Here is a 25,233-nt window from a genome sequence, read left to right on the forward strand (position 1 = left end):
TGATCGGTCGTTCCGGAAGGACTAAACTGTGGCGAAATCCTGGAGACAAGTTCCCCACCATGAACGCATCCCCCGCAAACGTGCCGGGCCAGGAAGCCTGGGCGCGTATCGCCGATCGAGTCGCCGGCCAGCAGTGGCCGGCATCCACCTTGTACGTCGTCGCCACGCCCATCGGCAACCTGGGCGACCTGAGCCTGCGCGCCTGGCAGGCCCTGGCGCGCGCCGACGTGATCGCCGCCGAAGACACCCGCGAAAGCCGCGTCCTGCTGGACGCCTGGGGCATCGCCACCCCCATGATGGCGGCGCATCGCCACAACGAGGCCGAAGCCGCCGCCGCCATCGTCGCCCGTCTGGAACAGGGGCAGCGCGTGGCCCTGATCTCCGATGCCGGCGCGCCGGCGGTCAGCGATCCCGGAGCGCGCATCGTGCGCGCCGCCCGCGCCGCGGGCTTTGCCGTGGTTCCGGTGCCCGGTCCCAGCGCCGTCATTACGGCGCTCATGGGCAGCGGCGTGACCACCGATGAAAACCCGGCCTATGCCTTCGCCGGCTTCCCGCCGACCAAGGCAATGGCGCGCGTGCGCTGGCTGGAGCGGTGGTCGGCCCTGCCCGCGCCGGTCCTGCTGTTCGAGTCGCCGCACCGCGTGGTCGCCACGCTGCAGGACATGCTGGCGGTTTGCGGTCCTGCCCGCGAAGTCACCGTGGCGCGCGAATTGACCAAGCGTTTCGAAGAAATCGCATCCATGCCCTTGCGCGACGCGGCGGACTGGATGGCGGCGCAGCCGCATCGCACCCAGGGCGAGTTCGTGTTGATCCTGCATTCGACCGGTGTCGACGCGGACACCGACGAGTCCGACGCCGCCACGGATGCCTTGCTCGACGCGCTGCTCGATGCCCTGTCGGTGCGCGACGCCGCTCGCGTCGCGGCGCGCATCACGGGCCTGCCGCGGGATGTCCTGTACAACCGCGCGCTGGGTCGCAAACAGCGGGAAGAGCAGACGGTCTGACGTCGGCGGCCGCTGCTGGCCGTTATTGACCGTTATTGACAGTTACTGGCCGCTGTTGCCGCTAACCGCCGCGCCTGCACCGTCCGTGCTTCCAGGGAAGCAAGCATGTCTTCAGCCATCGATACCGACATCTACGCCATCGTCCCCACGCTGGTGGGACCGATGCGCCTGGTCGCCCGTGATTCCCAGCTCGTTGGGGCATGGTTCATGAACCCCGACGACACGGTCGCCGCGGGTTATGGGCCGGCCTATCACCCGGAGACGGAAGTGCGGGCGCCCGACCATCCCTTCCTGCAGGCCGCTGCCATGCAGCTGACCGACTGGTTCGCGGGCCGCCGGCGCGATTTCGACCTGGCGCTGGCGCCGCGCGGGACGTCGTTCCAGCAGGCCGTCTGGCAGGCCTTGTGCGAACTGCCTTTCGGCACGCTGGAAAGCTATGGCGACCTGGCGCGCCGCATCGGCCGTCCGGCGGCCGTGCGGGCGGTGGCGCAGGCGGTGGGGCGCAATCCCATCTCGGTCATCATTCCCTGCCACCGCATCGTCGGCAGCGACACTTCCCTGACCGGTTTCGGCGGCGGCCTGGCCCGCAAGCGCACGCTGCTGTCGCACGAAGGCCATACCTACGGCCAACTGACGCCACGCACGCGGCGCCAGAACACCGATCCGGCGCAAGGCACCCTGGCCTGGTAGCGGCCCGGTAGCGGTCCGGTAGCGGCTTGGTGGCGGCCCAGTAGTGGCCAAGTAGTGCCCCAGTCGTGGCCCAGTCGTGGCTTGGTCCTGCCTGGTAGTGGCGTGGCCACAGCCCACCTCGGCAAGCCATATTCTCCGTTGCACGCCGCGCACTTCGCGCCGGCCGAGACGCTTCAACGCGTGATGATGCTGGGCTGGATGCCCGTGCGATCGGCCACCGAGGGCAGCGCGGCCTCGGCGGCGTTGCGGTCGCTGTACGGGCCCACATGGACGCGATAAAGATTGCCCGTCTGCGCCACCTGGGCCTGCGGCAAGCCGGCCGCCGCCAGCGGTCCATTGACGCGCGATGCCAGCGATTGCGCATTGCCGGCCTGGCTGAACGCGCCCAGCTGCAGGAATACGTTGCCCGCCATCGTCGTCGCGCCGCGCGTGAGAGCGGGCGCGGGCGTGATGGTCGCCGGCCCCGGGACGCCGGCCGTGGTGCCGCTTGTCATGCCGCCCGTTGCCGTGCCGCCGACCGGCCCCGTGGGCGCCAAGGGCACCGGAATGGCGGCCGACGGCTCCAGCACCGGCGTGTCGCCTTCCGCGGACACCGCTGGCGCGCTGGCGGCCGAAGCCGTGCCGCGTGCCGCCGCTGCGGCGGCCAGGCGTCGCGCTTCCTCCGGCAGGATGCGTTCCACCGTCACCTCGCCGCTGCCCGGTCCGATGATGCCCAGCTTGTAGGCCGCCACATAGGACAAATCCATGATGCGGTTGTCGTGGAAGGGGCCGCGATCGTTGACCCGCACGATGACGCTGCGGCCGTTGAGGGCGCTGGTCACGCGCGCGTAGCTGGGGATGGGCAGCGTGGGGTGCGCGGCCGTCATGGCGTACATGTCGTAGGGTTCGCCGATGGACGTCGAGTTGCCGTGGAATTTCTTGCCGTACCAGGACGCGATGCCGCGTTGCCTGAACGGCTGGTCCGTGGTGTCCGGCACATAGCGCTTGCCGAATACCACGTAGGGGCGGTTGGCGCCGCTGGCGTAGGGTTCGACGCGCGGCACGGCGTCGGGAATGGCGTCGAGGTTGGCCGGAATTTGGTCGCCCGGGCCATCATCCTTGTAATAACCGCCGCCCCGCTTGTGTCCCGTGCTGGAACATCCCGCGACCACCAGCGCCACCAGCACCATGCCAAGCAGCGCGGCGAGGCGTCGCGGCGTCCTCGCTGGCCGCGCCAGGTCGGGATGGATCTTGTCCCGGACAGGGACGGTGGCGGAACCAAGGCGCGGAAAGCGAAAAATCATGCGTGTTCTTCGGGGAGTTGTGTGCGGTGTCTCACAAGTAGAGGGGAGTAATTGCTGAAACGTTCCTTCAGCTGCTCGACAATATAAACCGAACGGTGCTGTCCGCCGGTGCAACCGATGGCAACGGTTAGATAGCTGCGCGTATCCTGCGCATAGCGCGGCAGCCATTTTTCGATGAAGCCGCTGATGTCGTCGATCATCTGGCCGACGGCCTCGAAACTGGCCAGGTAGGCCGCCACCGGCGCGTCGCGTCCGGTCAAGGGGCGCAGCGCGGGGTCGTAATAGGGATTGGGCAAGCAGCGCACGTCGAAGACCAGGTCGGCGTCGCGCGGCACGCCGCGCTTGAAGGCGAATGATTCGAACGTCAGCAGGATGGCCTGCCGGTCCGCCTGCACCAGGTCGCGGATCCAGGCCCGCAACTGGCCTGGCGTCAACGACGACGTATCGATGACATGTTCCTGGTCGCGCAAGGGCGCCAGCAATTCGCGTTCGAGCTCGATGCAGTCCAGCAGGGACGGCGTCTTGCCATTGCGTTGCAGGCGCTCGGTCAGCGGATGGCGGCGGCGCGATTCCGAATAGCGCTGCACCAGCGTGTCCGTATTGGCGTCGAGGAACACCACCCGCAGGCTGGTCCCCACATTGCGCAGCGTGTTGATGGCGGCCGGTAGTTCCGCCAATTCGCCGGGCGAGCGCACATCGATGGCGATGGCCACGCGCTCCATGCGGTCCGCGCGCGCACTGGCGATGAAGTCCGCCAGGAAACGCACGGGCAGGTTGTCGACGCAAGTGTATCCGGAGTCCTCCAGCAGGCGCAGGGCGACCGATTTGCCGGATCCGGAAATACCGGTGATTAGAACGACTCTCAACATAGTGCGTACGATTGTTGCATGAAACCGCCCGGGAAATTATGGCTGGTCTTATGAGATGTCCGGGAAGTGCGGTGTCTTGCGGCCCCTTGCGTCGCCTGGGCCCCTCTTCCTGCGTCAATGTCGTGCATCTGCTATGGTCTCGCCTGGGGTGGGCCGTCGAGGCGGACCACCGGGTTGTTGCATCGCACTGCTTTTTCCTATAACGAACAGGTGCGTGACCGTGTCGTCCAATTGCTTCACACCATGCATGGCGCGCTTGCGCCGTCTTGCTTCCCCTTGGCGCGGCGTCACCGCGCGCGCGTTGCCGGCGCGGGGTCCAGCCAGCCTTTGTTCGATCGTTGCCGCGATCGCCCTTGCCGGCGCCGCGCCCTGCCTGGCGCAGACCGGGATTCCCACGCAGACCGGTGTTGCCACCGCCGGGACAGTGCAAGGAGGCGCCTCGCTGGAACCGGGCACCATGCAGGCGCGCCTGGCGGCCTGTACGGCCTGCCACGGGGAGCAGGGGCGCGCGGGCGCCGACGGCTACTACCCGCGCCTGGCCGGCAAGCCGCAGGACTATCTGTACCACCAGTTGCAGAACTTCCGCGACGGCCGGCGCCAGTACCGGCCCATGGCGCACCTGCTGCGGGACCTGCCGGACGCCTACCTGCGAGACATCGCCGCCTGGTTTTCGGGCCAGCATCCCCCTTATCCCGCGCCCGCCCCGACCACGGCCGACGCCGCGCAGATGGCGCGCGGCAGCCAACTGGTGCGCCAGGGCGACAAGGCACGCGGCCTGCCGGCGTGCAGCGCCTGCCACGGCGCCGCGTTGAGCGGCGTGCTGCCGGCCATCCCCGGCCTGCTGGGCTTGCCGCGCGATTACATCGGGGCGCAGGTCGGCAGCTGGCAAAGCGGCTTGCGCCGCGCCGCCGCCCCGGACTGCATGGCCGATGTCGCGCGGCGGCTGGAACCCGCCGATATCGCGGCGGTGGCCGCATGGTTGTCAGCGCAACCTGTCCCGCAGGGAAGTCCGCCGCCTGGCGCGCCTGGCGGTGGCGACGGCGGGGGCTACGTTCCGGCGCCGGCCGGCAGCGTGACCTTGCCCGTCCAATGCGGCAGCCAGGAGGACGCACGATGAGCCGGAGAACTTGGCGACGCATGGCCGCTCGCGGCTTGACGATCCTGCTGCTCCTGCTGGTTGCGGCCGTGGGCATGTTGTATTGGCTGGGAACGCGAGAGGCCGGCGGCGAGGCGCCGGCGCGGGCAGTCGCTGCGCCGATCGCCGACCCGGCCCAGCGGGTGGCCTATGGCGCCTACCTGGCCCGCGTGGGCGACTGCGCGGCCTGCCATACCGTGCGCGGCGGGGCGCCCTACGCCGGCGGCGCGGCGATCCCGACACCGTTCGGCACTTTGTACGGCCCCAACATCACGCCGGATACGCAAACCGGCATCGGAGCCTGGACCGCCGATGATTTCTGGCGCGCCTTGCATCATGGCAAGGGGCCCGACGGCCAGTTGCTTTATCCCGCCTTCCCTTATACGGAGTACACCCGCGTCACGCGCGCCGATGCCGATGCGCTGTACGCCTATTTGCGCAGCCTGCCCGCTGTGCGCCAGGAAAGCCGCCCGCACGAGCTCGACTTCCCCTATGACCAGCGCTACCTGCTGGCGTTCTGGCGTGCGCTGTATTTCCGGTCGGCCACGGAGCCGGCTGGCGGCGCGCCGGCAGCCACGGATGCCGGCATCGCGCGCGGCCGTTACCTGGTCGAGGGGCTGGGCCATTGCGTGGCCTGCCATGCGTCGCGCAATGGCTGGGGCGCGACCTCGGGCGCCGGCCTGCCTGGCGGCGAAATCCTGGGGCTGGGTTGGTATGGGCCGTCCTTGCACGCCGGTCCCGCCCCGGACGGCTCGGCGCCGGGGCTGGCGCAATGGACGGCCGCCGATATCGCAGCCCTGTTGCGCGACGGCGTGTCCGTGCATGGCAGCGCCAGCGGGCCCATGGCTGAAGTCGTCACGGGCGGCACGCAGTACCTGAGCCCGACGGACGCGCTGGCCATGGCCAATTACCTGAAGTCCCTGCCCGCCGCGTCCGTCGCCGGCACGATTTCCCCGCCGGGCAAGGCCGTCCTGCAACGGGGGGAGAAGCTATATGGAACATATTGCGTGGCGTGCCACCAGAGCCAGGGCGAAGGCCGGCCGCCGGCCTGGCCCGCGCTGGCGGGCAACATCAGCGTTACCGCGCCGTCGCCGCAAAACGCGATACGCGTGGTGCTGGATGGCGGGTTCGCGCCTGCCACGGCGGCGAATCCGCAGCCGCATGGCATGCCGCCTTTCGGCCAGGTGCTCAACGATGACGATGTCGCGGCGGTGGTCAGCTACATCCGCAACCAATGGGGCAACCAGGCCGGCGGGGTGACGGCCTTGCAGGTCAAGCGCGCCCGCTAGGCGCCCGCGGTTGCCCGTGGGCTTCATGCAGCGTTCCATGGGGTACCTGCCACGGGTACCTGCCACGGGTACCTGCTACCGGTACCTGCTACCGGTACCTGCTACCGGTACCTGCTACGGGCACCTGCTACGTGGGCCTTATTTGCTGCTTTGCAGGATCGCCATTGCCTGGCGTTCCATGAACTCGCCCAGCGTATCGATGCCGCGCAGCTTGAGTATGGTGTTGCGCACGGCCGCTTCCACCAACACCGCCAGGTTGCGTCCCGCCGCCACTTGCAGCATGACCTTGCGGATGGGCAGTCCCAGCATGTCCTGGGTGATGTCCTGCAGCGGCAGCCGTTCGAACTTGTCCTGCGCCGTGGCGCGCACCAGGTGCACGATCAGCTTCAGGCGCATTTTGCGGCGGACCGAGGTCTCGCCGAAGATGGTGCGGATGTCCAGCAGGCCCAGGCCGCGCACTTCCAGCAGGTTCTGTAGCAAGGACGGACAGTGGCCTTCGATCATGTTGGGCGCGGTGCGTGACAGCTCCACCGCGTCGTCGGCCACCAGGCCGTGGCCGCGTGAAATCAGTTCCAGCGCCAGTTCGCTCTTGCCCAGGCCCGACTCGCCCGTGATCAGCACGCCCAGGCCCAGTACGTCGAGGAACACGCCGTGCACAGTCGTGGTCGGTGCGAGCTTCTTGCCCAGGTAGATACGCAGCAGGTCGATCAACTGCGCGGCGGCCACCGGCGTGCCCAGCAAGGGCACCTGGTGCTGCTCGCACTGGTCGATCAGGTCTTGCGGCGGCGCCAGGCCGTCCGCCAGCAGAATGGCCGGCACGCCGCCGATCAGCAGCTCATCCATGTGGTGCATGCGGCGGCGCAGGTCGAAGCGGGAGTAATAGGCCAGTTCTTCCTGGCCGAACACCTGTATGCGCGAGGGGTGGATGAGGTTGAGGTGGCCGACCAGGTCGGCGGCCGCCATGCCGTCATCGGGTATCACGCGCTCGGCGGCGCCCTGTCCCGCGATCCAGTTGAAGGGGATTTTGTCGGCGTTGTCGTCGACCAGTTCCTGGACGGTAAGCATGGCGGTATCGAAGGGGTCAGAGTTTGCCCGTCGTCAGCATGCGGTGCACTGCAGCCGGATCGGTTTCGGTGTGGAGCGCTTCGCGCAGCGGCTTATTGGACATCAAATGCGCCAGTTCCGCGAGTATGTCCAGGTGTTGTTGCGTCGCCGCCTCGGGCACCAGCAGCACCAGCAGCAGCGTCACCGGCTGGGCGTCCGGCGAGTCGAAGGCCACGGGTTGCGCCAGGCGGATGAATGCGGCGACCGCGCGGTCGAGGTTCTTGACGCGCCCATGCGGCACGGCGACACCCTGGCCCAGGCCGGTCGAGCCGAGGCGTTCGCGTGCGAACAGACTATCGAAGACAGTGGAACGCGCCAGGCCGTTATTGTTTTCGAATAGCAGGCCCGCTTGTTCGAATGCGCGCTTCTTGCTGGTGGCCAGTAGGTCCAGCACGACATTGCCCGGGGGCAGAATACGGGACAAATGGTTCATTTGGCTGATTATAGGGCGATTGCGGCGCCGCAAAAAGATACGTGGGCGGCCTACCGACGCCCGGCCCCCGCCGCCCGCCCATTGTGGCGAAGTGGACGTTGCTTCGGCGAATCAACCTGGACGCCCACTGGATGCCCCAGGATCATGGGAACCCGATGGCCGTGCGTCCAGCCGCGGCCCGAAAGGGGAGTTTCCAGTGACAGTACGCATTATCCGTGGAATATTGGCGGCGAATGCCGCAGCGCTAGCCATCGGGGCGGTGGCCGCGCCGGCCCGGACGGTCGACCTGGCCTCGGCTTCCGTGTCCGGCCTGCTCGATGCCCAGGCTTCAGGGCGGCTGAGTTGTGCCGGGATTGCCCAGGCCGCCCTGAGCCGCATTCACCAATTGGATCCGCAACTGAAGGCATTCATCACGGTCAATCCGCGGTTGGCGGAGGAGGCGGCCGCCCTGGACGACCGGCGACGCGCGGGCGGCTCGCTACCCTTGCAGTGCATTCCCGTCGCCCTCAAGGACAATATCGAAGTGGCGGGCATGCCCACGACCGGCGGTTCCGTGCTGTTGCGCGACTATTACCCTGCGCGCGATTCGACCGCGGCCAGCCGGCTGCGCGCCGCTGGGGCCTTGATCGTCGGCAAGACCAATCTCGATGAACTCGCGGTCGCTGGCAGCACCATCAGCTCCATCCTGGGCCAGACCTTGAATCCCTACGATCGTACCCGCTACGCGGCGGGTTCCAGCGGAGGCTCCGCGGTGGCGGTATCGACGGGCATGGCTGTCTGCGCGCTGGGAACCGAGACCGTCAACTCCTTGCGCAACGCAGCCAGCTCCGCGGGCGTGGTCGCCGTGCGCACGTCGCATGGCGCCGTCAGCCGTGCCGGCGTCATGCCGCAATCGTCCACCATGGATGTGGTGGGCCCGCTATGTAAAAGCGTGGCCGACACCGTCCGCATCCTGGACGTTATCGCGGGTCGCGACACGCGCGATCCGGAGACCACTGCCTACGAGGGCATGGCGCCGTCGATTTCCAGCGCGAACGCGCGGGCCGCTCCGCTGGCGGGGAAGACCTTCGGTGTCATGCGCACGCTGTTCGGCAAGGATCCCGAGCACGCGCCCGTGAACGACGTGATGGCATCCGCCATCGCCCGCATCAAGCAGGCGGGCGCGACAATCGTGGAAATCGACGATGCCGAGTTCGACTCCGACGTCACGACACGGAAGCTGAACGTCAGCAACTATGAGTTCAGGCCCTTGTTCGAAGCCTATCTCGCCACGCTGCCGGCATCGATACACCTGGCCACCGTGCGCGAATACTACGACGCGGGGCGTTATCCCAAGGTGACGATGGAGAAATTCCTCCATAATGCCGTCACCTGGAAGGCTCCGCTGGACATGCCGGCGTACAAGGCGGCATTGGCCTATCGTGCGTACATGCACGACAAGATCATGGGCATGATGAGCGACCTGCGCCTGGATGCCATGATCTATCCATCCCAGAAGCGTCCCCCCGTCGCGCTGGATGACAAACCGCGCGCGGAGCGCAATGGCGTTTTCGCATCGGCGCTGGGCTTTCCCGCCATCGACCTCCCCGCGGGCTTCACCGCTCCTACCCCGCAGGCGCCGCAGGGCTTGCCGGTGGGGCTGGACATGCTGGGCAAGCCGGGCATGGACCAGCAGTTGCTGGAACTTGCGTTGGGCGTCGAAGGCGCGCTCAAGGGCAGGCAGGCGCCGCGCATCATTCAGGCACATATTGGGCACGCGGCCGAATGACGTAGGGGCTGTGATATTGCTCCAACGCATGGGCGTTCCAGCCTACGGTCCTGGAGATGATGAAAAGCGCGGCGCAGGCGTCGGCGGGCAAGCCCAGCACGTGCGCGGCGGCGGCCACCGCGAAGTCGTTCTTCGGCAGCACGCCGCATTGCGTCCGCGCGGCATCCAGGAAGGCATCGATGCGCTGCATGCTGCCGGGCGCCGCGTGCGCGCGTAGCGAATGAAGAATCGCGCCGGCACGTGGATCGCCCTTTGGATATAGCGGGTGGTTGAAGCCCGGGAGCGTTTCGCTTCCCGGCTCGTGAACGGAGACCAGCCGCATGGCGTCCTCGCCATCGACAATACGCGCGATCAGCGTATACGCTTGCGTAAAATCCGCATGCTTGACGCCGCGCGCCGCGCAGCAGCCGGCCAAGGTCGCCGCATAGGGGCTGGCCAGCGTCGACGCCGTGCATCGCACGACGAAGCTGGAAGGATTAAGCTCGTGGTCCGCATGCAGGACGAGGATGCGGCGCAGCACGTCATGGCGCGGCAGGGGCAGGCCCCACGCATCACCCAGCACCTCATGCACCGGCTTTCTCCAGCGCGTCGATCCCGCTGCGATCGATACCGCGGCATAAACGATGCGGCTGGCGACAGCGGTGAGGGCCGCGTGCGAGCGGAAGTCCAGGTCCGTATTCTTGCCGTCCTGCAGCAGCAGCCAGGCGCTGAAGCGGTTAAGGAAAGGGCCGCGTTCCAACGGACTGATTTTCAACCCGCCGCCTTCCTCGTCACCCGGGCAATCATCGCTCGCGCGGTCCTGTTGATCAAAAATTCCCGCTGATGTCCCTTTATCCCATAGCAAGGCCGCCGTGTCCTCCAGCGTTGCCGTTTCGCTATAGGCGATGGCGTCGATGCCACGAAACCAGGGACGCCCCCCCTTGATGGCGCAAACGGCGCTGTCCAGCACCGGCAAGCCGAAATTCAGTGACGCCCGTGCCGCGGTCTTGGGATTGCGACCGCGATCGCGGCGCCGCACGTAGTCCTGTACCTCGGCGCGGTTGAACAGGCTGCCGCCCGACACGTCATCGATCGTGCGGCCCAGTTTCCCCCGGCTGATATACGAATAAAGCGTGCGCAGCGATACGCCAAGCAGTTCGGAAGCCTCCCTTGAACTGATCATGACGCTCTCTTCTTTTTTGGTCATTGCGTGGTTTTTCGCGCGTTGATTTGCCGAATCTACGTATCGCCAGCGGAAGGCCGTCGATAACATCGAAGACTGTTCCCGCACCTCATTTCCTAGGCCGGCGTACGCCGCGATAAAGCGATTCTGATGAACATCCACGAAAAAATCCAGCAAGCCCTGCTCTTCAACGATGACGCCAGCGTGATCGACGTGGCGCTGACCGGCATGGCGGTGGCGCCGCGTTCGAACTGGCTGTTCGTCGAGCTGATACTGGACGACGGCCGTGTCGGCACCGGCGAGGTGACGCTGCGCGCCCACGAAGCGATGATCGCCACCTTGCTGTCTCAACTGATGCCCAGCATCAAGGGACGCAAGCTGGCGGAACTCGCCTCGTTGCGCCATGCCTATCCCGGGTTCCCATCGGGCAAGGTCGGCAATGCCTTGTTGAGTGCGCTGGACCAGGCCTGCATCGACCTGGCCGGTCAAGATGCCGGCATTCCCATCAGCGCCCTGTGGGGATCGGGGCCACATCGCTTGCTCGACGCCTACGCCACCGTCAATCGCAGCGTGAAGCAACGTACTCCCGAAGGCTACGCAGATGCGTGCGCGGCAGCCGTGCGGGCGGGCTTCCCCGCCGTCAAGGTGATGCCTTTCGACACGATAACGCCGGCCACGGCGCATACCGCCGACGCCGGACGGGAGATGGAGCGGGTCGTGGAACGGCTGGACGCGATACGCCAGGCCATCGGCCCCGACGCGGCGTTGATGGTCGACTGCCATTGGCGGCTGGACGAAGCCGCGGCGCACCGTTTTTGCGATGCCGTGGCAGGCCTGCGCCTGCATTGGCTGGAGTGTCCGGTGCCCGAATCCACCGAGTGGCATCCGGCGATCACGCGTCTGCGCGACCGCGCCCATCGTAGCGGCATGCTGCTGGCCGGCGCCGAGAACATCATCGGATGGTCCGGCGCGCTGCCCTTCCTGGAAGGCGGCCTCTATGACGTCATCATGCCCGACATCAAGTATTGCGGCGGCTATGCCGATTTCGCGCGCATCGTCGAGGGCGCATCGCGCTACGACGTGACGGTATCGCCGCACAATCCCTCCGGCCCCGTCGCGCACGCGCACACCGTACATCTTTGCGCGGGGATGGGTCTGCGGCAGCCCGTGGAGCAGCAGTTCGCGGAATCACCCCTGTTCGATACGTGCGTGGTGGGCGAGGCGCCGGCGTTCAAGGACGGACAGTTCTCCGCGGGAAGCGCGCCGGGCCTGGGGTTGCGGATCGATCACCGTGTCGCCGCGGCTTACCCAGCGGTGCCGGTGGCATTGTCCATGGCGGATCCCAGTTTCGCCTGACCCGGGAAAACAATCATCAAGGGAGCAAGCATGATCACTCGCCGGAAATTCCTTTCGACCTCCGCCGCCGCTGCCATGTGCACGGCCATCCGCCCCGCCGTGGCGGCGTCCAGCTATCCCGACCGACCCATCCGCCTCGTCGTGCCTTACGCGCCCGGTGGAGGTTCCGACGTATTGGCGCGCCTGGTCGCGCGCACCGTGTCGCGGCGGGCAGGCAGCAATATGATCGTGGACAACCGGGGTGGCGCGGGCGGCGCCATGGGGTTGGAGATGGTCGTGCGCGCCAAGCCGGACGGCTATACCTTGGTGCTCCTGTCCACTTCGCACGCGACGAATGGCGCCGTCATGCATCTGAACTACGACGTCGTGAAGGACACCCAGGCTGTCGGACAGATCGCCCAGGGGCCCTGGATACTGGTGGTCAATCCGCAAGTGCAGGTGAAGGACTTGCACGGCTTTCTCGAATTGGCGCGGGCAAGCCCGGGCCTGTACAACTACGCCAGTTCCGGGGTCGGCTCGTCCACCCATCTGGCGTCGGAATTGTTCGCCGAGAAGGCGTCGATCAAGGTCTCGCACGTGCCCTACCGCAGCTCCGGCCTGGCGCTCACCGACCTGCTTGCCAATCGTGTCCAATTCATGTTGGCCAGCGCGGCATCGGTGGCGCCGTACCTCCGTGACGGCAGGCTCAAGCCTTTGTGCATATCGACCGCCTCACGCAGCGCCTTGATGCCGGATATCCCCACCGCCCAGGAAGCCGGCGTGACCGGCTTCGACGTCACGCTCTGGCATGGCTTGTCCGCGCCGGCGGGCACGCCGACCGAAGTCGTCCATTTTCTCGCTGCGCGCCTGACCGAGGCGCTGGAATCGCCGGACCTTCGTCAGCAATTTGCCCTGGAAGGCCTGGAACCGCAGGCATCCACGCCGGAACAATTCGCCGACATGGTGGCCCGCGACGTGGCGCGTTGGCGCGACATCGTCCGGACGGCGCACATCAAGCTGGAGTGAACGTGTGCTGGCCCGAGCGGGTCGGCTGGCGTGAATAAGGTGTTTCTGGGGGAATAAGGCGGAGGTGTTGCCGAGGGGGAGGGGGCGGAGGTCTGTCAGGCACCGATGTGCCCCGGACTGCAAACGCGGGGACATCGGCGACTTACTGCGATGGCAGGCTTTGCACCTGCTTCATGGTTCCCTGGGCCGGTGGCCGGGAAATCAGCTCAGATGACGAGCATTCGTGAGGCGCTGCGCGGAACTCAGACCGCGATGGGTTGCCGCTTCACGGACTCGTTATCGTGGCTTTGCACCTTGTCCTTGTGCTTGATGACCTGACGGTCGATTTTGTCGGCTAGCAAGTCGATGGCCGCATACAGGTTTTCGTCCTGGGCCTCGCAGTGGATGTCCTTGCCGCGTAAACGCATGGTGATTTCCGCACAATGCCGCAGCGGTTCGACCGAAAGCATGACTTGTGTATCGATGACGTGATCGAAATGCCGGAGTACTCGCGCCAGCTTGTTGACTACATATTCCCGGAGAGCCGGGGTGACGTCGAGATGACGACCGCAGATGCTCAGATTCATAGTGCAATCTCCTTCTGCCAGAAAACAACGGGTTGCGCGCGATGCGCGTTAATTTCGTAACAATCCTCCTCTGCAGAATGGGTGGTCCGTAATCCTAGTGTAATGACTCTGGGTCGTAATTCAAGACCCTCGGAGACCCTATTGACGCCCTTTTACAAGCGGGCCGGGTGGTTACATATGCGGGTGGTAAGGCCGCGTCACATGCGGAAATGTTCACCCAGGTACACGCGGCGCACGGCGGGATCGCTGATGATGTCCTCGGGATTGCCGTCGGTCAGCACCTTGCCCTCGCTGATGATGTAGGCGCGATCACAGATGCCCAGGGTTTCACGCACGTTGTGATCGGTGATCAGCACGCCGATGCCGCGGCTTTTCAGGAAACGCACGATACGCTGGATTTCGATCACCGCGATCGGGTCCACGCCGGCGAAGGGTTCGTCCAGCAGGATGAAACGTGGGCTGGTCGCCAGCGCGCGCGCGATTTCCACGCGGCGGCGTTCGCCGCCCGACAGGGAAATGGCGGTGTTGCGGCGGATGTGGCCGATCTGCAGCTCGTCCAGCAGCGCTTCCAGGTTTTCGTTGATCTTGGCGTTCGAGATCGAACGGCCATTTCCATCCACCTGCAACTCCAGCACCGCGCGGATATTCTGCTCCACCGTCAGGCGGCGGAACACCGACGCATCCTGCGGCAGGTAGGACACGCCCAGCCGCGCGCGCTTGTGTATGGGCAGCGCCGTTATGTTGAGATCGTCGATTTCGATGCGGCCTGCATCGGCCGGCACCAGGCCGACGATCATGTAGAAACTGGTCGTCTTCCCGGCGCCATTGGGACCCAGCAGGCCGACCACCTCGCCGCTCGATACCGACAGCGACACGTCCTGCACCACGGTGCGGCTGTTATAGGTCTTGCGCAGGCCGGTTGCCCGTAGCTGGCTGGGCGGCCCCACCGGCTTGGCGGGGGAGGTGGAAGTGGCTTCAGTGATCATCGTGGCTGCAGTAGGGGGCGTGCGGCCCGCGCGCGGTATCGCGGTCGAGACCGCGGCGGACAGGAGCGGTGTTCAGGGGTCGCGCCGGAAAGCTCAACGCGTGTTCTTGGCCGGCGGAGGGGACGGCAGGGGCGCCTTGGCGGCCTGGGCACGGCGGCATTCCTCGATGGCGGCGTCGGTGCGCGCGCGCGGCTCCACGATGGAGCGCACGCGGCCGCCCGGCGCCGACGAGCCCGGGCCGCCCACGGCTTCGTAGGTGCCCGCCTTGTCGTTATAGCGAACGCGCTGGCCACGAATGGTATCGAACTGCTTGCCGCAGATATAGCGCGTGACGACCGCCTGGCCGATCAGGTCGAACTGGCTCTTCGGGCCGTCATACTCGGCGCGCTGGCCCACGCCTTCGATGAGTTCGAAGTTCTCGGGCCGTTCCTGGCGGATATTGACCATCCTGCCGGCGTTGTTCATCGTCGCCACGCCGAACTGGCCGCCCTGCGCGTCCTCGTGCAACTCCAGGTTGTCGGATTTCATGGTGAGCAGGCCGCGCGTCATGATGACGTTGCCCGTGAAGACGCTGGTTTTCTTGACGTCGTCGTAGTGCAGCGTATCCGACAGGATTTGCGTGTTCGGCTCTTCCGCCGGCGTGGCGGCCGCCTTGCCCTTGGCCGGCGCGGCGCCGTTCTGGCCCGAGCCCTGGCTCGCGTTCTGGCCCGATTTGGCGGCGGAGTTCGCCGGCGCCTGCTGTGCGGCCACGGAGCCGGCGGCGCCCGCGAGCAGCACGCCGAACACCAGGGCCGAGAGGGAAAAAGGTCGAATGTGGGTCATGGTTTTTTTTGTTGCGGGGCGGATTCGGTATTGGCAGGCGAGGGCTTGGCGCCGTCGGCGGGTTTTCCATTTCCCGATTTGCCGGACGACGAATGTCCCTGCGTATCGGTATTGTTGATATTGACGTTGGTTGCCGAAAAGACCTCGAGCTGGCGTGTCTTGTTGTTGTATTTCATGCCCGTGCCGTTCATCGTCGATTGCCCGCGCGTGACCAGGGCGGGCAGGTCGGTGTACATCACGTCGTCATCGGGCAGGATGATGAGCTTCTGGCTGTGCACGTCCATGGGAGGCGTCTCCGCGTCCGGCATGCGGTGCAGGTGGGCGTTCTTTTCCATGACGATGCGCTTGCCGCCTTCGTACATGGTGCCGGTCAGCGACGTCCCGATGGTGACCGGCGTGCCGGGACGCAGCCCGACCGCGCGCGGCATGGTGACGACATAGGAGTCGTCGTCCGGATAGTGCTCGCCGTAGTCGCCTTCCAGGCGATTGATGGGCTTGCCGTCCACGTCCGCGCGCACCATGGTGAAATTGCGCGACCAGGCGTCCATCTCGTGGGTGAAGCGGCGCGGCGGGTCGTTCTGGACGGCCCGCTGCGTGTACTCGGCGGCCCACCATGTGCCGACCACAAGGGCCAGCAGCAGGAACAGCGCGATGAGCGAAGGGAAACGTTCTTTCATTCCAGCCTGTGTCTTTATTGGATGACGCCGGGGCCCAGCAGGCCGGGCGTGGACAACAGCGCGCCGAGGCGTCCCTGCGCCGCCAGCAGCAGGTCGCAGCATTCGCGCACCGCGCCGCCGCCGCCGGGCTGGCTGGACACCCAGTGCGCCCCTTGCGAAACATAGATGGGGGCGTTGGGCACGCTGGCCGCGAAACCGGCGCGCTGCATGGCGGGCAGGTCGATGATGTCGTCACCCATGAAACCCGCCTGCTCCAAGGGTACGTTGTGCCGTTGGGCAAGCTCGGCCAGGGCCTTGCCCTTGTCGCGCACGCCTTGCATGACGTCGGCGATGCCCAGTTCGGCCGCGCGGCGGTCGACGATGGGGCCGGACCGGCCCGTGACCAGCGCCACGCCGATGCCGCCCTCGGCGAGCAGCCGCAGGCCATGGCCGTCCAGCGCATGGAAACGCTTGAACGTTTCGCCGTTCTCACCGTAGTAGAGGCTGCCGTCGGTCAGCACGCCATCGACATCGAACACCATCAGGCGCACGGCCGCAGCGCGTTCCCTGGCCAAGGGCGGGACACGGGCCAGGATCAGCGCTTCGGCCGGATGCGGCAGGGTTGTTCCACTCGCCATCATGTTCATACCACCTTTGCCGCCATCAGATCGTGCATGTGCAGCGCACCCAGCAGCGCGCCGTTCTCGTCCAGCACCAGCATCTGGTTCAGACGCAGGGTATCCATTTGTTCCGCTGCCACCACCGCCAGGGCATCGGGCCGTACCGTGCGAGGCGCACGCGTCATGCCCTCGATGATGGTCAGACCGCGGATGTCGCCACGGCGTTCAATCAGCCGGCGCAGGTCGCCGTCGGTGAAGATGCCGATGGGATGGCGATTTTCGTCGATTACGACGGTCATGCCCATGCCCTTGGCCGACATTTCCTCCAGCGCGCGCGACAGCGTGGCGTCGGGACCCACCGTGGGCAGGGCATCGCCTTGCCGCATGACGTCGCGCACGTGCGTGAGCAGGCGCCGGCCCAGCGCGCCGCCCGGATGGGAGCGGGCGAAATCCTCGGGGCCGAAGCCGCGCGCCTCCAGGCAGGCGACCGCCAGCGCATCGCCCATGGCCAGCGCCGTGGTGGTGCTGGCGGTAGGCGCCAGGTTCATCGGACACGCTTCCTGCGCCACGCTGACATCCAGGTGGATATCCGCCAGCCTGGCGAGCTCGGACGATGGGTTGCCGGTCATCGCGATGACGCGGGCGCCGATGCGGCCGGCCACGGGCACGATCGTCAGCAGTTCCGACCCCGAGCCGGAATACGAGATGGCCAGCATGACGTCCTCGGCGGTGATCATGCCGAGGTCGCCGTGCGCGGCTTCGCCGGCATGCATGAAGAAGGCGGGCGTTCCGGTCGACGCCAGGGTGGCGGCGACCTTGCTGGCGACGTGGCCGGTTTTGCCGATGCCGGTGACGACGATGCGGCCGCGACAGTGCAGCAGCATGTCGACCGCCTGGGCGAAGGTGTCGTCCAGGCGCGCTTCGAGGTCGCGCAGGGCTTGCGCTTCAATGGCCAGCGTGCGGCGGGCCGAGGCCAGGGTAGCTTCGGGAGTCGTTGCGGGAAGTGCGTTCATTGGCCGATTTTAATCGCAGCGCGGCAAGTTGCCCCCGGCTAGTGGCTATGGCATCCTGGCGGCTCGTCTTGCGCCTGGCCTCGCCCTCGTTTTTGGCCGTTTTCGGCCCCATCGCGTGCAGGGGGCCGAGTCCCGCTCCGGGCCAATGGTAGCCTTGCGCCCTGTTTCCTTACATTTCATCAGGTTTTTTCCATGTCTTCGATTCCGGCCCCCGTCCTGGGCACGCCCCTGTCCTCCGCCGCCACCCGTGTCATGCTGCTGGGCGCCGGCGAACTGGGCAAGGAAGTCGTCATCGCCCTGCAACGCCTGGGCGTGGAAGTTATCGCGGTCGACCGCTATGCGGATGCGCCGGGGCAGCAGGTCGCCCACCGGGCCCACGTCGTCTCCATGACTGACCGCGACGCCCTGCGGGCCATCATCGAGCAGGAAAAGCCGGATGTCATCGTGCCGGAAATCGAGGCCATCGCCACGGACCTGCTGGTTGAACTGGAGGCCGCGGGCGTCGTGCGGGTCACGCCGACGGCGCGCGCCGCCCAGCTGACCATGAACCGGGAAGGCATACGCCGGCTGGCCGCCGAGACCCTGGGGCTGCCCACGTCGCCCTACCGCTTCGTCGACACGGAGGACGAGTTGCGGGCGGCGATCGACAGCGGCATCGGCTATCCCTGCGTCATCAAGCCCGTCATGTCCTCGTCGGGCAAGGGCCAATCGGTCCTCAAGGGCCCGGACGACATCGCGCGCGCGTGGCGCTATGCCCAGGAAGGCGGCCGGGTGGGCGCGGGCCGGGCCATCATCGAGGGCTTCATCCGTTTCGATTACGAAATCACCTTGTTGACGGTACGTTCACGCGGCGCCTCGGGCGAGATCCAGACCGGCTTCTGCGCCCCCATCGGCCATAAGCAGGTGGACGGCGACTACGTCGAAAGCTGGCAACCGCACCCCATGTCGCCCAAGGCGCTGGACGCCGCGCGCGATATCGCCCTGAAGGTGACCGGCGAGCTGGGCGGACTGGGCATCTTCGGCGTCGAGCTGTTCGTGGCCGGGGACCAGGTCTGGTTTTCCGAGGTCAGCCCGCGCCCGCACGATACCGGCATGGTGACCATGATCACGCAGGCCCAGAACGAGTTCGAATTGCACGCGCGCGCCCTGCTGGGCCTGCCGGTGGATCCCGCCCTGCGCCAGCCGGGCGCCAGCAGCGTCATCTATGGCGGCGTGGAAGCCCGCGCGGTCAGGTTCCACGGCGTGGCCGACGCGCTGGCCGAGCCGGGCACCGACCTGCGTCTTTTCGGCAAGCCGGAATCCTTCGTCAAGCGCCGCATGGGCGTGGCCCTGGCCACGGCCGACGACGTCGAGGCCGCCCGAGCCAAGGCCCTGCGGGTTTCAGGCAAGGTCCGCGTCGAGGCGGCCGAGGGCTGACACTGCTTGCTGCCCTCCAGGAGAGGGCGTTCCGTCCGCGGCGCGCCGGCTGGCGGTCCAATGTAAAACAGCCTCCCGTGGGGAGGCTGTTTTACGTCCGGCGCGGGGAGGCCCCACCAGTGCGGCGTAGGGGGGCCTTTTCCTGCTTACTTCGCGGGCTTGACCGACATGGCCAGCGTGAACTGGTCGCGACGGCCTTCGTACGTGAGGCCCTTGCGGAAGGCCCAGATCGAGCTTTCGAAGTGCAGCGGGATCAGCGCGAGGTCGTCGAGGGCGATCTTGGTCGCCTGTTCATACAGGGCGCGGCGCTTCTCGGGGTCCACGGTGACCGAAGCAGGGATATAGAGCTTGTCGAAAGCAGGATTCGAGTAGCCGCCGTAGTTGCTGGTGCCCAGCGACTTGGGCGCATCCAGCGAGGCGACCCACAATTGGAAGAGCGCCGATGCCTCGCCCACTTCCGACGGCCAGCCGCCCAGCGAGAAGCTGAACTCGCGCTTGGCGCGCTTGGGGAAGTAGATGGAGGCGGTCATCGCATCGACATTGGTCTTGATGCCGACGCGCGACAGGTACTGCGCCACCGCTTGCATGATCTGGCCGTCATTGATGTAACGGTCGTTGGTGCCGGAAATGGTCAGCTCGAAGCCGTTCGGGTAGCCGGCTTCTGCCAGCAGCTTCTTGGCGCCTTCGGGGTCGTACTTGATTTCCGGGGCCTTGGGCAGGCCGCCGAACATGCCGTCCGGCATGAACTGGTAGGCCGGGGTGGCCACGCCGTCCATGATGCGGGCGTCTATGGTCTTGCGGTCGATGGCCATGGAGATGGCGCGGCGCACGCGGACGTCCTGCAAGGGGTTCTTGCCGTCGGCCGCCTTGACGAAGGGGCTGGGGGCGCGTGCTACGTCGGGCTGGAAGAACACGAGCCGGGTGGAAGGCGTGGCGATGTAGCCGAACTTGGGGTTGTCCTTCAGGCGCTGCAGGTCGCGGGCGGCCGGGTTCTCGATGACGTCGAAGTCACCCGAGAGCAGGCCCGTCAGGCGCGGGCCGGCATTGGGCACGGGCACCATCTTGACCTCTTTCCAGGCCGGCTTGGTGCCCCAGTAGTTTTCGTTGCGCTCCAGCTCGACGCCCGTGCCCTTGGTCCAGGACTTCTGGACATAGGGGCCGGTGCCGATCGCATCCTTGCCGTTGTTGAAGTCGGCATTGGTCGGCCAGGGGCCGGTGACGCCGCAGCCCTGCGCGGGATCGAACGCCAGCTTGCCGTGCGGGACGATGCCGTTCCAGATGATGGACAAGGACCGGGCCAATTCCTGCGGCATGACGGGCAAGGGGTCGCGGGTCTTGATGATGACCGTGTGCGCGTCCGGCGTCTTCACGTCCGCGAACAGCTTCGTGAAGGTGGCATAGGAGTCGGAAATATTGGTCTTGTTGTTCAGCGTGCGACAGATGCTGAACAGCACGTCCTCGGACGTGAAGGGCTGGCCGTTGGAAAACTTGACGCCGTCGCGCAGCTTGATTTCCCACGTCAGGTCGTCGGTGTTCTTCCAGGAGGTCGCCAGCCGCGGCACCAGGTTCATGTTGGCGTCGCGCCCGATCAGCATCTCGTACACATGCGCCGCCAGGGCTTCGTTGGCGGTGTTCTTGTGATAGTGCGGATCGGCTGAAGTCGCTTCCGCCGAGACGGCGATCTTCAGCGATTGGGCCTGCGCGGGGAGCGTCGCGGCGATGCCGGCGGCGGCGAGCAGCCCCAAGGTAAGACGAGACAACATAGAAACTCCGGAAAAACGCACGCCCCCATGGCAGCTTAAGCCATGGTTACGCACCGTTAGGACGGGGGCGATTATCCGGATGGGGGGGAAACGCTGTCAATTCGCTGTTACCCGCAAGAACGGGCAAAGGAAAACCGGGACGGCGTATGGAGAGGGCAGAGGGGAGGGGGAAGTCTGCGGCCGGAGCGGTTCGCGCAACGCGTCCGAAGGGACGGGGCGAACCGCGGCGGTCGCGGGCTTGTGCTGCCGAGGTAGTGAAGCTGCTTACATCTACCGGCGAATTCGCCAGTACTGCCGCGAATTCGCCGGTGCTTGCTGCTCGCCGGTACTGCTGGCGCCTACAAGTGCTGCGGATACGTCCGTACTGCTATCTGCGGTGCTGCAACGGCTATCTATACTGCTACAACGATACTGCTACATCTTCCAATTGCTGCCAACTACTTTCATCACGTCAACAACGTACAACGGTTAGGTGCAACAACTGCATGGACAACTATGTACAACAACCACTACTGGCTACTGCGACTGCGGTGCTACGTACTGCTGACTACAGGTGCCAGGGCGCAAAGTCCGGGGACTTCGCCGGGCACCTGCTTACCACTGCGAACCGGAGAAGCGGTTGCTGGTGGCGCGCGCCTGGTTCATGGTTTCTTGCACTTCGTCGATGAAATCGAAGAAGGCGCCAACCGCGCGCTTGATGGCGGCGAAGGGATGGGCAACGGTTTGTTGAGTCATGGTGGCTTCCAGGATGTCGCGTTCGAGGGCGTCGGTGAGGCGGGCGTTATTCAGGGCAATGTTCGTCATGGTCTTTCTCCAGGGTGCTGCGTCGTTTGCTGCATCAGTGAAAACCATTATAGGGAATACCCTATGTGCAATGCAACATGAATTTAGGGGTAAACCCTAGGGATGTTGTAAATAGGCATGACGGCGCGGGAGAGGAAGGGCGGCTCCCACAGGGAAACATGCGCGAGAGGAAAGATCTGGCCGCCTCCTCCGCAGGCGGGGATGGGGCGACAGGCAGGCGCAAGCCGCACAAATTTATTTACCGTCCAGACGGTAAGTAATTAGAATATGGCCATGAGCAAGACTTCCTCCTCTTCCACGGCCATTGGCGCCACGGCATCCCCGCCGCCGCGTCCGCGCGCCGGCCGGCCGCCCTCCATGCCGGCGCCACGCGCCAGCATCCTGGCCGAGGCCGCCCGCCTGTTCGCCGACAGTGGCTACGAGAACAGCGCCATGGCCGATGTGGCGGCGCGCCTGGGAATGTCCAAGGCGGCCATCTACCACTACTTCCGCACCAAGCAGGACATCTACGACGCCATCATCATCGAGACGCTGGACGGACTGGGCCGGGCCGTGGGCGACGCCGTGGCGGCGGCCGAGGGGCCGGCCGAGCGCCTGCGGGCCTTCATGCTGGCCCACGCCCGCTATTTCGAGGCCAACCATTCCGCTTTCGTCGCCATGCTGGTCGGCTATTCCGGCATGAGCCCCGTCTACCGCGACGACGCGGCTCAACTGCGCGACGACTACGAGCGCCTGCTGCGGCGGCTGATCGCCGAGGGAGTCGCCCAGCGCGTCTTCCGCGACATCGACCAGGCCGCCACCGGCCGGGCCATTCTGTCCATGCTCAACTGGATGGCCCGTTGGTACAAGCCAGGCCAGGGACAGGACGCCGAATCGGTGGCCGCCGGCTACTACGACTTGCTGCTGGGCGGCCTGCGCCGCCCAGCCCCTTGATATACCAGGAGATCCACGATGGCACTCGACCACGAAACCCTTACGCTGTTGCTCGACGCGGTGCGCCGCTTTGTCGACGAGCGGCTCATTCCCGCCGAGCATGAAGTCGCCGAGACCGGTGCGATTCCGCCCGCCATCGTCGAGGAAATGCGCGAACTGGGCCTGTTCGGCCTGTCCATTGCCCCGGAATACGGCGGGCTGGGACTGAATATGGAAGAAGAGGTCCAGGTCGCCATGGCGCTGGGCCATACCTCGCCCGCCTTCCGCTCGCTGGCCGGCACCAATATCGGCATCGGCTCGCAATCCATCGTGATGGCCGGCAGCGACGAGCAGCGCAAGCACTACCTGCCCAAGCTCGCCAGCGGCGAGATCATCGGCTCCTTCGCGTTGACCGAGCCGGAAGCCGGCTCCGACGCCATGTCCCTGCGCACGTTCGCACGGCGCGATGGCGACCATTACATACTCAACGGCACCAAGCGCTTCATCACCAACGCGCCCATCGCCGGGCTGTTTTCCGTGATGGCGCGCACCAGCCAGGAACGCAAGTCCGACGCCATTTCCTGCTTCCTGGTGGAGGCGGGCACGCCGGGCCTGACCCTGGGCAAGCCGGACAAGAAGATGGGGCAGGCCGGCGCGCTGACCAGCGACGTGATCTTCGACAACTGCCGCGTACCGGCCTCGGCGCTGCTGGGTGGCCAGGAGGGGACGGGTTTTCGCACCGCCATGCGCGTGCTCGACAAGGGGCGCCTGCATATCTCGGCGCTGTGCGTCGGCACGGCGCAGCGCCTGATCGCCGATGCCGTGCGCTATGCGGCCGAGCGCAAGCAGTTCGGCAAGCCCATCGCGGAGTTCCAGCTTATCCAGGCCATGATCGCGGACAGCCAGGCGGAAGCCTACGCGGCGCGCTGCATGGTCATGGACGCCGCGCGCAAGCGCGACCGGGGGGAGAACACCACGCTGGAGGCGGCCTGCTGCAAGCTCTACGCGACCGAGATGGTCGGCCGGGTGGCGGACCGCGCCGTGCAGATCCACGGCGGCGCGGGCTATGTCTCGGAATACGCCGTCGAACGCTTCTACCGCGACGTGCGCCTGTTCCGCATCTACGAGGGCACCACGCAGATCCAGCAACTGGTCATCGCCCGCGAGACGATGAAGGCGCACGGATATTGACCGGTCCGCCCCTGCCGGCATTTGGGGCAAAATAGCCCCAGCGCGGCAGACCGCCGGCCTCCATGCAGTTCCTACGCGGCGGACGGCGTCCGCCTTCTACAACCGTTATCTCCCGGGTTTATGTCCACTCGTCCTGCTCCCCTCACCGGTATTCGCGTTCTCGATCTGACCCGCGTGCTCGCGGGCCCCTGGTGCACCCAAAACCTGGCCGACCTCGGCGCCGAGGTCGTCAAGATCGAACGGCCCGGCGCGGGTGACGATACGCGCGGCTGGGGGCCTCCGTACCTGAAGGACCAGGACGGCAAGGACACGAGCGAAGCGGCTTACTACCTTTCCGCCAACCGCAACAAGATGTCGGTCGCGCTGGATATCGCCTCGCCGCGCGGCGCGGAGCTGGTGCGCGACCTGGCGCGCCAGAGCGACATCCTGGTGGAGAACTTCAAGGTCGGCGGCTTGCGCAAGTACGGTCTGGACTACGAGACCCTCAGCAAGGAGAACCCCGGCCTCATCTATTGTTCCATTACCGGCTTTGGCCAGACCGGCCCCTACGCCAGCCGTCCCGGCTACGACTTCATGATCCAGGGCATGGGCGGGCTCATGAGCATTACCGGGGAACGCGATGACCTGCCCGGCGGCGGCCCCCAGAAGGCCGGCGTCGCCGTGGCGGACCTGATGACCGGCATGTATTCGACGGTGGGCATCCTGGCGGCGCTGCACGAACGCGGCCGCAGCGGCCTGGGCCAGCACATCGACATGGCCCTGCTGGACTGCCAGGTCGCCATGATGGCGAACCAGAACCTGAACTACATGACGTCGGGCAAGGCGCCGCGTCGCGCGGGCAACGCGCACCAGAACCTGGTGCCGTACCAGGTCTTCGCGGTCAGCGACGGCCACATGATCGTGGCCGTGGGCAACGATAGCCAGTTCCGCGCCTATTGCGGCGTCATCGGCCTGCCAGAGCTGGCGGATGATCCGCGCTTCAACACCAACCCCAAGCGCGTGGTCAATCGCGAGATCCTGGTGCCGCTGCTGGTGGAGCGCATGGCCCAGGGCGAACGCGACCACTGGCTGGCGGAGCTGGAGCGCGCGGGCGTACCCGCCGGCCCCATCAACACGCTGGACCAGGTGTACGAGGATCCCCAGGTGGTCTTCCGCCAGATGAAGCGCGAACTGCCGCATCCCGTGGCCGGCACCACGCCGATCGCGGGCAGCCCGCTACGCCTGTCGGGCAGCCCCGTCGAATATCGCCGCCCGCCGCCCATGCTGGGCGAGCACACCGCGCAAGTGCTGCGCGAGCGCCTGGGATTGTCCGACGCGGAGATCGAGGCCCTGGCCGCCGGTCATTGAACCGTCGCGCGGGCCCAGCACAATTCTCGCAATTCCACT

Annotated in this window: 24 protein-coding genes; 11 read left to right on the forward strand and 13 right to left on the reverse strand. The window is 66.4% G+C overall.

The features are described from left to right. The first annotated feature begins 59 nt into the window (after positions 1 to 59). Together rsmI and C7R54_RS12550 are read left to right on the forward strand one after the other, a co-directional pair. The gene (gene rsmI, locus C7R54_RS12545; protein ID WP_129150768.1) at positions 60 to 1,004 is read left to right on the forward strand and encodes a 16S rRNA (cytidine(1402)-2'-O)-methyltransferase; all 945 of its coding nucleotides are present in this window, start codon (positions 60 to 62) and stop codon (positions 1,002 to 1,004) included. A 105-nt stretch (positions 1,005 to 1,109) separates the two neighbouring features. Beyond that, positions 1,110 to 1,694 carry a methylated-DNA--[protein]-cysteine S-methyltransferase gene (locus C7R54_RS12550; protein ID WP_129150769.1) on the forward strand — a complete coding sequence of 195 codons (585 nt, stop codon included), beginning with the start codon at positions 1,110 to 1,112 and terminating at the stop codon, positions 1,692 to 1,694. Positions 1,695 to 1,867: 173 nt separating this feature from the next. On the opposite strand, the gene C7R54_RS12555 is transcribed toward C7R54_RS12550, so the two are convergent. Then, a complete protein-coding gene (locus C7R54_RS12555; RefSeq protein WP_240039522.1) occupies positions 1,868 to 2,863 on the reverse strand; it encodes a septal ring lytic transglycosylase RlpA family protein in 996 nt (331 codons plus the stop codon). Positions 2,864 to 2,973: 110 nt separating this feature from the next. Beyond that, entirely contained in the window at positions 2,974 to 3,846 is an 873-nt protein-coding gene (rapZ, locus tag C7R54_RS12560; RefSeq protein ID WP_129150771.1) for an RNase adapter RapZ, read from the reverse strand. 457 nt (positions 3,847 to 4,303) lie between these two features. Here rapZ and C7R54_RS12565 point away from each other — a divergent pair, with 457 nt between their 5' ends. Then, on the forward strand, positions 4,304 to 4,963 hold the full coding sequence (locus tag C7R54_RS12565; RefSeq protein WP_240039523.1) for a c-type cytochrome: 660 nt from the start codon (positions 4,304 to 4,306) through the stop codon (positions 4,961 to 4,963). Further along, on the forward strand, positions 4,960 to 6,270 hold the full coding sequence (locus C7R54_RS12570; protein ID WP_129150772.1) for a c-type cytochrome: 1,311 nt from the start codon (positions 4,960 to 4,962) through the stop codon (positions 6,268 to 6,270). Before C7R54_RS12565 ends, C7R54_RS12570 begins: the two co-directional genes overlap by 4 nt. A gap of 138 nt (positions 6,271 to 6,408) precedes the next feature. On the opposite strand, the gene hprK is transcribed toward C7R54_RS12570, so the two are convergent. Together hprK and C7R54_RS12580 are read right to left on the reverse strand one after the other, a co-directional pair. Continuing rightward, the gene (gene hprK / locus C7R54_RS12575; protein WP_129150773.1) at positions 6,409 to 7,335 is read right to left on the reverse strand and encodes an HPr(Ser) kinase/phosphatase; all 927 of its coding nucleotides are present in this window, start codon (positions 7,333 to 7,335) and stop codon (positions 6,409 to 6,411) included. Between the two features lie 16 nt (positions 7,336 to 7,351). Then, entirely contained in the window at positions 7,352 to 7,807 is a 456-nt protein-coding gene (locus C7R54_RS12580; protein WP_129150774.1) for a PTS sugar transporter subunit IIA, read from the reverse strand. A 196-nt stretch (positions 7,808 to 8,003) separates the two neighbouring features. Here C7R54_RS12580 and C7R54_RS12585 point away from each other — a divergent pair, with 196 nt between their 5' ends. Next, complete coding sequence (locus C7R54_RS12585; protein ID WP_158021197.1) at positions 8,004 to 9,575, forward strand: amidase; 1,572 nt, start codon at positions 8,004 to 8,006, stop codon at positions 9,573 to 9,575. Here C7R54_RS12585 and C7R54_RS12590 read toward each other — a convergent pair. Continuing rightward, a complete protein-coding gene (locus tag C7R54_RS12590) occupies positions 9,541 to 10,914 on the reverse strand; it encodes a citrate synthase family protein (protein WP_129150776.1) in 1,374 nt (457 codons plus the stop codon). The genes C7R54_RS12585 and C7R54_RS12590 overlap by 35 nt on opposite strands. On the opposite strand from C7R54_RS12590, the gene C7R54_RS12595 reads away from it, so the two are divergent. Together C7R54_RS12595 and C7R54_RS12600 are read left to right on the forward strand one after the other, a co-directional pair. Then, the gene (locus C7R54_RS12595; RefSeq protein ID WP_129150777.1) at positions 10,888 to 12,093 is read left to right on the forward strand and encodes a mandelate racemase/muconate lactonizing enzyme family protein; all 1,206 of its coding nucleotides are present in this window, start codon (positions 10,888 to 10,890) and stop codon (positions 12,091 to 12,093) included. The two genes, C7R54_RS12590 and C7R54_RS12595, sit on opposite strands and share 27 nt — an antisense overlap. A 30-nt stretch (positions 12,094 to 12,123) precedes the next feature. Further along, positions 12,124 to 13,098: a Bug family tripartite tricarboxylate transporter substrate binding protein gene (locus C7R54_RS12600; RefSeq protein WP_129150778.1), complete on the forward strand. Its 975-nt coding sequence runs from the start codon at positions 12,124 to 12,126 to the stop codon at positions 13,096 to 13,098. A gap of 242 nt (positions 13,099 to 13,340) precedes the next feature. Here the strand turns inward: C7R54_RS12600 and hpf are convergent, their stop codons facing one another. The 6 genes from hpf to C7R54_RS12630 form a co-directional block, all read right to left on the reverse strand. Continuing rightward, positions 13,341 to 13,664, reverse strand: a complete 324-nt coding sequence (gene hpf, locus C7R54_RS12605) for a ribosome hibernation-promoting factor, HPF/YfiA family (protein WP_129150779.1) — start codon at positions 13,662 to 13,664, stop codon at positions 13,341 to 13,343. A gap of 197 nt (positions 13,665 to 13,861) precedes the next feature. Further along, on the reverse strand, positions 13,862 to 14,650 hold the full coding sequence (gene lptB / locus C7R54_RS12610; protein WP_192903645.1) for an LPS export ABC transporter ATP-binding protein: 789 nt from the start codon (positions 14,648 to 14,650) through the stop codon (positions 13,862 to 13,864). Positions 14,651 to 14,743: 93 nt separating this feature from the next. Beyond that, positions 14,744 to 15,472 carry a lipopolysaccharide transport periplasmic protein LptA gene (lptA, locus tag C7R54_RS12615; RefSeq protein WP_129150780.1) on the reverse strand — a complete coding sequence of 243 codons (729 nt, stop codon included), beginning with the start codon at positions 15,470 to 15,472 and terminating at the stop codon, positions 14,744 to 14,746. Next, entirely contained in the window at positions 15,469 to 16,149 is a 681-nt protein-coding gene (gene lptC, locus C7R54_RS12620) for an LPS export ABC transporter periplasmic protein LptC (protein WP_129150781.1), read from the reverse strand. The genes lptA and lptC overlap by 4 nt, the downstream gene beginning before the upstream one ends. 14 nt (positions 16,150 to 16,163) lie before the next feature. Continuing rightward, positions 16,164 to 16,775 carry a KdsC family phosphatase gene (locus tag C7R54_RS12625; RefSeq protein ID WP_129150782.1) on the reverse strand — a complete coding sequence of 204 codons (612 nt, stop codon included), beginning with the start codon at positions 16,773 to 16,775 and terminating at the stop codon, positions 16,164 to 16,166. Further along, positions 16,772 to 17,761 (reverse strand): KpsF/GutQ family sugar-phosphate isomerase, encoded by a 990-nt coding sequence (locus tag C7R54_RS12630; RefSeq protein ID WP_129150783.1) that lies wholly within the window; start codon positions 17,759 to 17,761, stop codon positions 16,772 to 16,774. The genes C7R54_RS12625 and C7R54_RS12630 overlap by 4 nt, the downstream gene beginning before the upstream one ends. 192 nt (positions 17,762 to 17,953) lie before the next feature. Here C7R54_RS12630 and purT point away from each other — a divergent pair, with 192 nt between their 5' ends. Further along, positions 17,954 to 19,177, forward strand: coding sequence for a formate-dependent phosphoribosylglycinamide formyltransferase (gene purT, locus C7R54_RS12635; RefSeq protein WP_129150784.1), 1,224 nt, complete (start codon positions 17,954 to 17,956; stop codon positions 19,175 to 19,177). A gap of 146 nt (positions 19,178 to 19,323) precedes the next feature. Here purT and C7R54_RS12640 read toward each other — a convergent pair whose 3' ends face one another. Both C7R54_RS12640 and C7R54_RS12645 read right to left on the reverse strand, forming a co-directional pair. Then, positions 19,324 to 20,940 (reverse strand): ABC transporter substrate-binding protein, encoded by a 1,617-nt coding sequence (locus C7R54_RS12640; RefSeq protein ID WP_129150785.1) that lies wholly within the window; start codon positions 20,938 to 20,940, stop codon positions 19,324 to 19,326. Positions 20,941 to 21,534: 594 nt separating this feature from the next. Further along, positions 21,535 to 21,744: a hypothetical protein gene (locus tag C7R54_RS12645; RefSeq protein ID WP_129150786.1), complete on the reverse strand. Its 210-nt coding sequence runs from the start codon at positions 21,742 to 21,744 to the stop codon at positions 21,535 to 21,537. Positions 21,745 to 22,017: 273 nt separating this feature from the next. Between C7R54_RS12645 and C7R54_RS12650 the strand changes: the two genes are divergently transcribed. The 3 genes from C7R54_RS12650 to C7R54_RS12660 all read left to right on the forward strand — a co-directional run bounded on the left by C7R54_RS12650 (position 22,018) and on the right by C7R54_RS12660 (position 25,194). Further along, positions 22,018 to 22,677, forward strand: coding sequence for a TetR/AcrR family transcriptional regulator (locus C7R54_RS12650; protein WP_129150787.1), 660 nt, complete (start codon positions 22,018 to 22,020; stop codon positions 22,675 to 22,677). 18 nt (positions 22,678 to 22,695) lie between these two features. Next, on the forward strand, positions 22,696 to 23,847 hold the full coding sequence (locus C7R54_RS12655; RefSeq protein WP_129150788.1) for an acyl-CoA dehydrogenase family protein: 1,152 nt from the start codon (positions 22,696 to 22,698) through the stop codon (positions 23,845 to 23,847). 120 nt (positions 23,848 to 23,967) lie between these two features. Further along, on the forward strand, positions 23,968 to 25,194 hold the full coding sequence (locus C7R54_RS12660; protein ID WP_129150789.1) for a CaiB/BaiF CoA transferase family protein: 1,227 nt from the start codon (positions 23,968 to 23,970) through the stop codon (positions 25,192 to 25,194). The last annotated feature ends 39 nt before the right edge of the window (positions 25,195 to 25,233 follow it).

It is taken from the genome of Achromobacter aloeverae, from assembly GCF_004121055.1.
Lineage (GTDB): Bacteria > Pseudomonadota > Gammaproteobacteria > Burkholderiales > Burkholderiaceae_B > Bordetella_C > Bordetella_C aloeverae.

What these genes read in the sequence shown, in the direction of transcription:
- rsmI (WP_129150768.1), top strand. Translation starts at nt 60, where the DNA reads ATGAACGCATCCCCCGCAAACGTGCCGGGCCAGGAAGCCTGGGCGCGT.
- C7R54_RS12550 (WP_129150769.1), top strand. Translation starts at nt 1,110, where the DNA reads ATGTCTTCAGCCATCGATACCGACATCTACGCCATCGTCCCCACGCTG.
- C7R54_RS12555 (WP_240039522.1), bottom strand. Translation starts at nt 2,863, where the DNA reads ATGGTGCTGGTGGCGCTGGTGGTCGCGGGATGTTCCAGCACGGGACAC.
- rapZ (WP_129150771.1), bottom strand. Translation starts at nt 3,846, where the DNA reads ATGTTGAGAGTCGTTCTAATCACCGGTATTTCCGGATCCGGCAAATCG.
- C7R54_RS12565 (WP_240039523.1), top strand. Translation starts at nt 4,304, where the DNA reads ATGCAGGCGCGCCTGGCGGCCTGTACGGCCTGCCACGGGGAGCAGGGG.
- C7R54_RS12570 (WP_129150772.1), top strand. Translation starts at nt 4,960, where the DNA reads ATGAGCCGGAGAACTTGGCGACGCATGGCCGCTCGCGGCTTGACGATC.
- hprK (WP_129150773.1), bottom strand. Translation starts at nt 7,335, where the DNA reads ATGCTTACCGTCCAGGAACTGGTCGACGACAACGCCGACAAAATCCCC.
- C7R54_RS12580 (WP_129150774.1), bottom strand. Translation starts at nt 7,807, where the DNA reads ATGAACCATTTGTCCCGTATTCTGCCCCCGGGCAATGTCGTGCTGGAC.
- C7R54_RS12595 (WP_129150777.1), top strand. Translation starts at nt 10,888, where the DNA reads ATGAACATCCACGAAAAAATCCAGCAAGCCCTGCTCTTCAACGATGAC.
- C7R54_RS12600 (WP_129150778.1), top strand. Translation starts at nt 12,124, where the DNA reads ATGATCACTCGCCGGAAATTCCTTTCGACCTCCGCCGCCGCTGCCATG.
- hpf (WP_129150779.1), bottom strand. Translation starts at nt 13,664, where the DNA reads ATGAATCTGAGCATCTGCGGTCGTCATCTCGACGTCACCCCGGCTCTC.
- lptB (WP_192903645.1), bottom strand. Translation starts at nt 14,650, where the DNA reads ATGATCACTGAAGCCACTTCCACCTCCCCCGCCAAGCCGGTGGGGCCG.
- lptA (WP_129150780.1), bottom strand. Translation starts at nt 15,472, where the DNA reads ATGACCCACATTCGACCTTTTTCCCTCTCGGCCCTGGTGTTCGGCGTG.
- lptC (WP_129150781.1), bottom strand. Translation starts at nt 16,149, where the DNA reads ATGAAAGAACGTTTCCCTTCGCTCATCGCGCTGTTCCTGCTGCTGGCC.
- C7R54_RS12625 (WP_129150782.1), bottom strand. Translation starts at nt 16,775, where the DNA reads ATGAACATGATGGCGAGTGGAACAACCCTGCCGCATCCGGCCGAAGCG.
- C7R54_RS12630 (WP_129150783.1), bottom strand. Translation starts at nt 17,761, where the DNA reads ATGAACGCACTTCCCGCAACGACTCCCGAAGCTACCCTGGCCTCGGCC.
- purT (WP_129150784.1), top strand. Translation starts at nt 17,954, where the DNA reads ATGTCTTCGATTCCGGCCCCCGTCCTGGGCACGCCCCTGTCCTCCGCC.
- C7R54_RS12640 (WP_129150785.1), bottom strand. Translation starts at nt 20,940, where the DNA reads ATGTTGTCTCGTCTTACCTTGGGGCTGCTCGCCGCCGCCGGCATCGCC.
- C7R54_RS12645 (WP_129150786.1), bottom strand. Translation starts at nt 21,744, where the DNA reads ATGACGAACATTGCCCTGAATAACGCCCGCCTCACCGACGCCCTCGAA.
- C7R54_RS12650 (WP_129150787.1), top strand. Translation starts at nt 22,018, where the DNA reads ATGAGCAAGACTTCCTCCTCTTCCACGGCCATTGGCGCCACGGCATCC.
- C7R54_RS12655 (WP_129150788.1), top strand. Translation starts at nt 22,696, where the DNA reads ATGGCACTCGACCACGAAACCCTTACGCTGTTGCTCGACGCGGTGCGC.
- C7R54_RS12660 (WP_129150789.1), top strand. Translation starts at nt 23,968, where the DNA reads ATGTCCACTCGTCCTGCTCCCCTCACCGGTATTCGCGTTCTCGATCTG.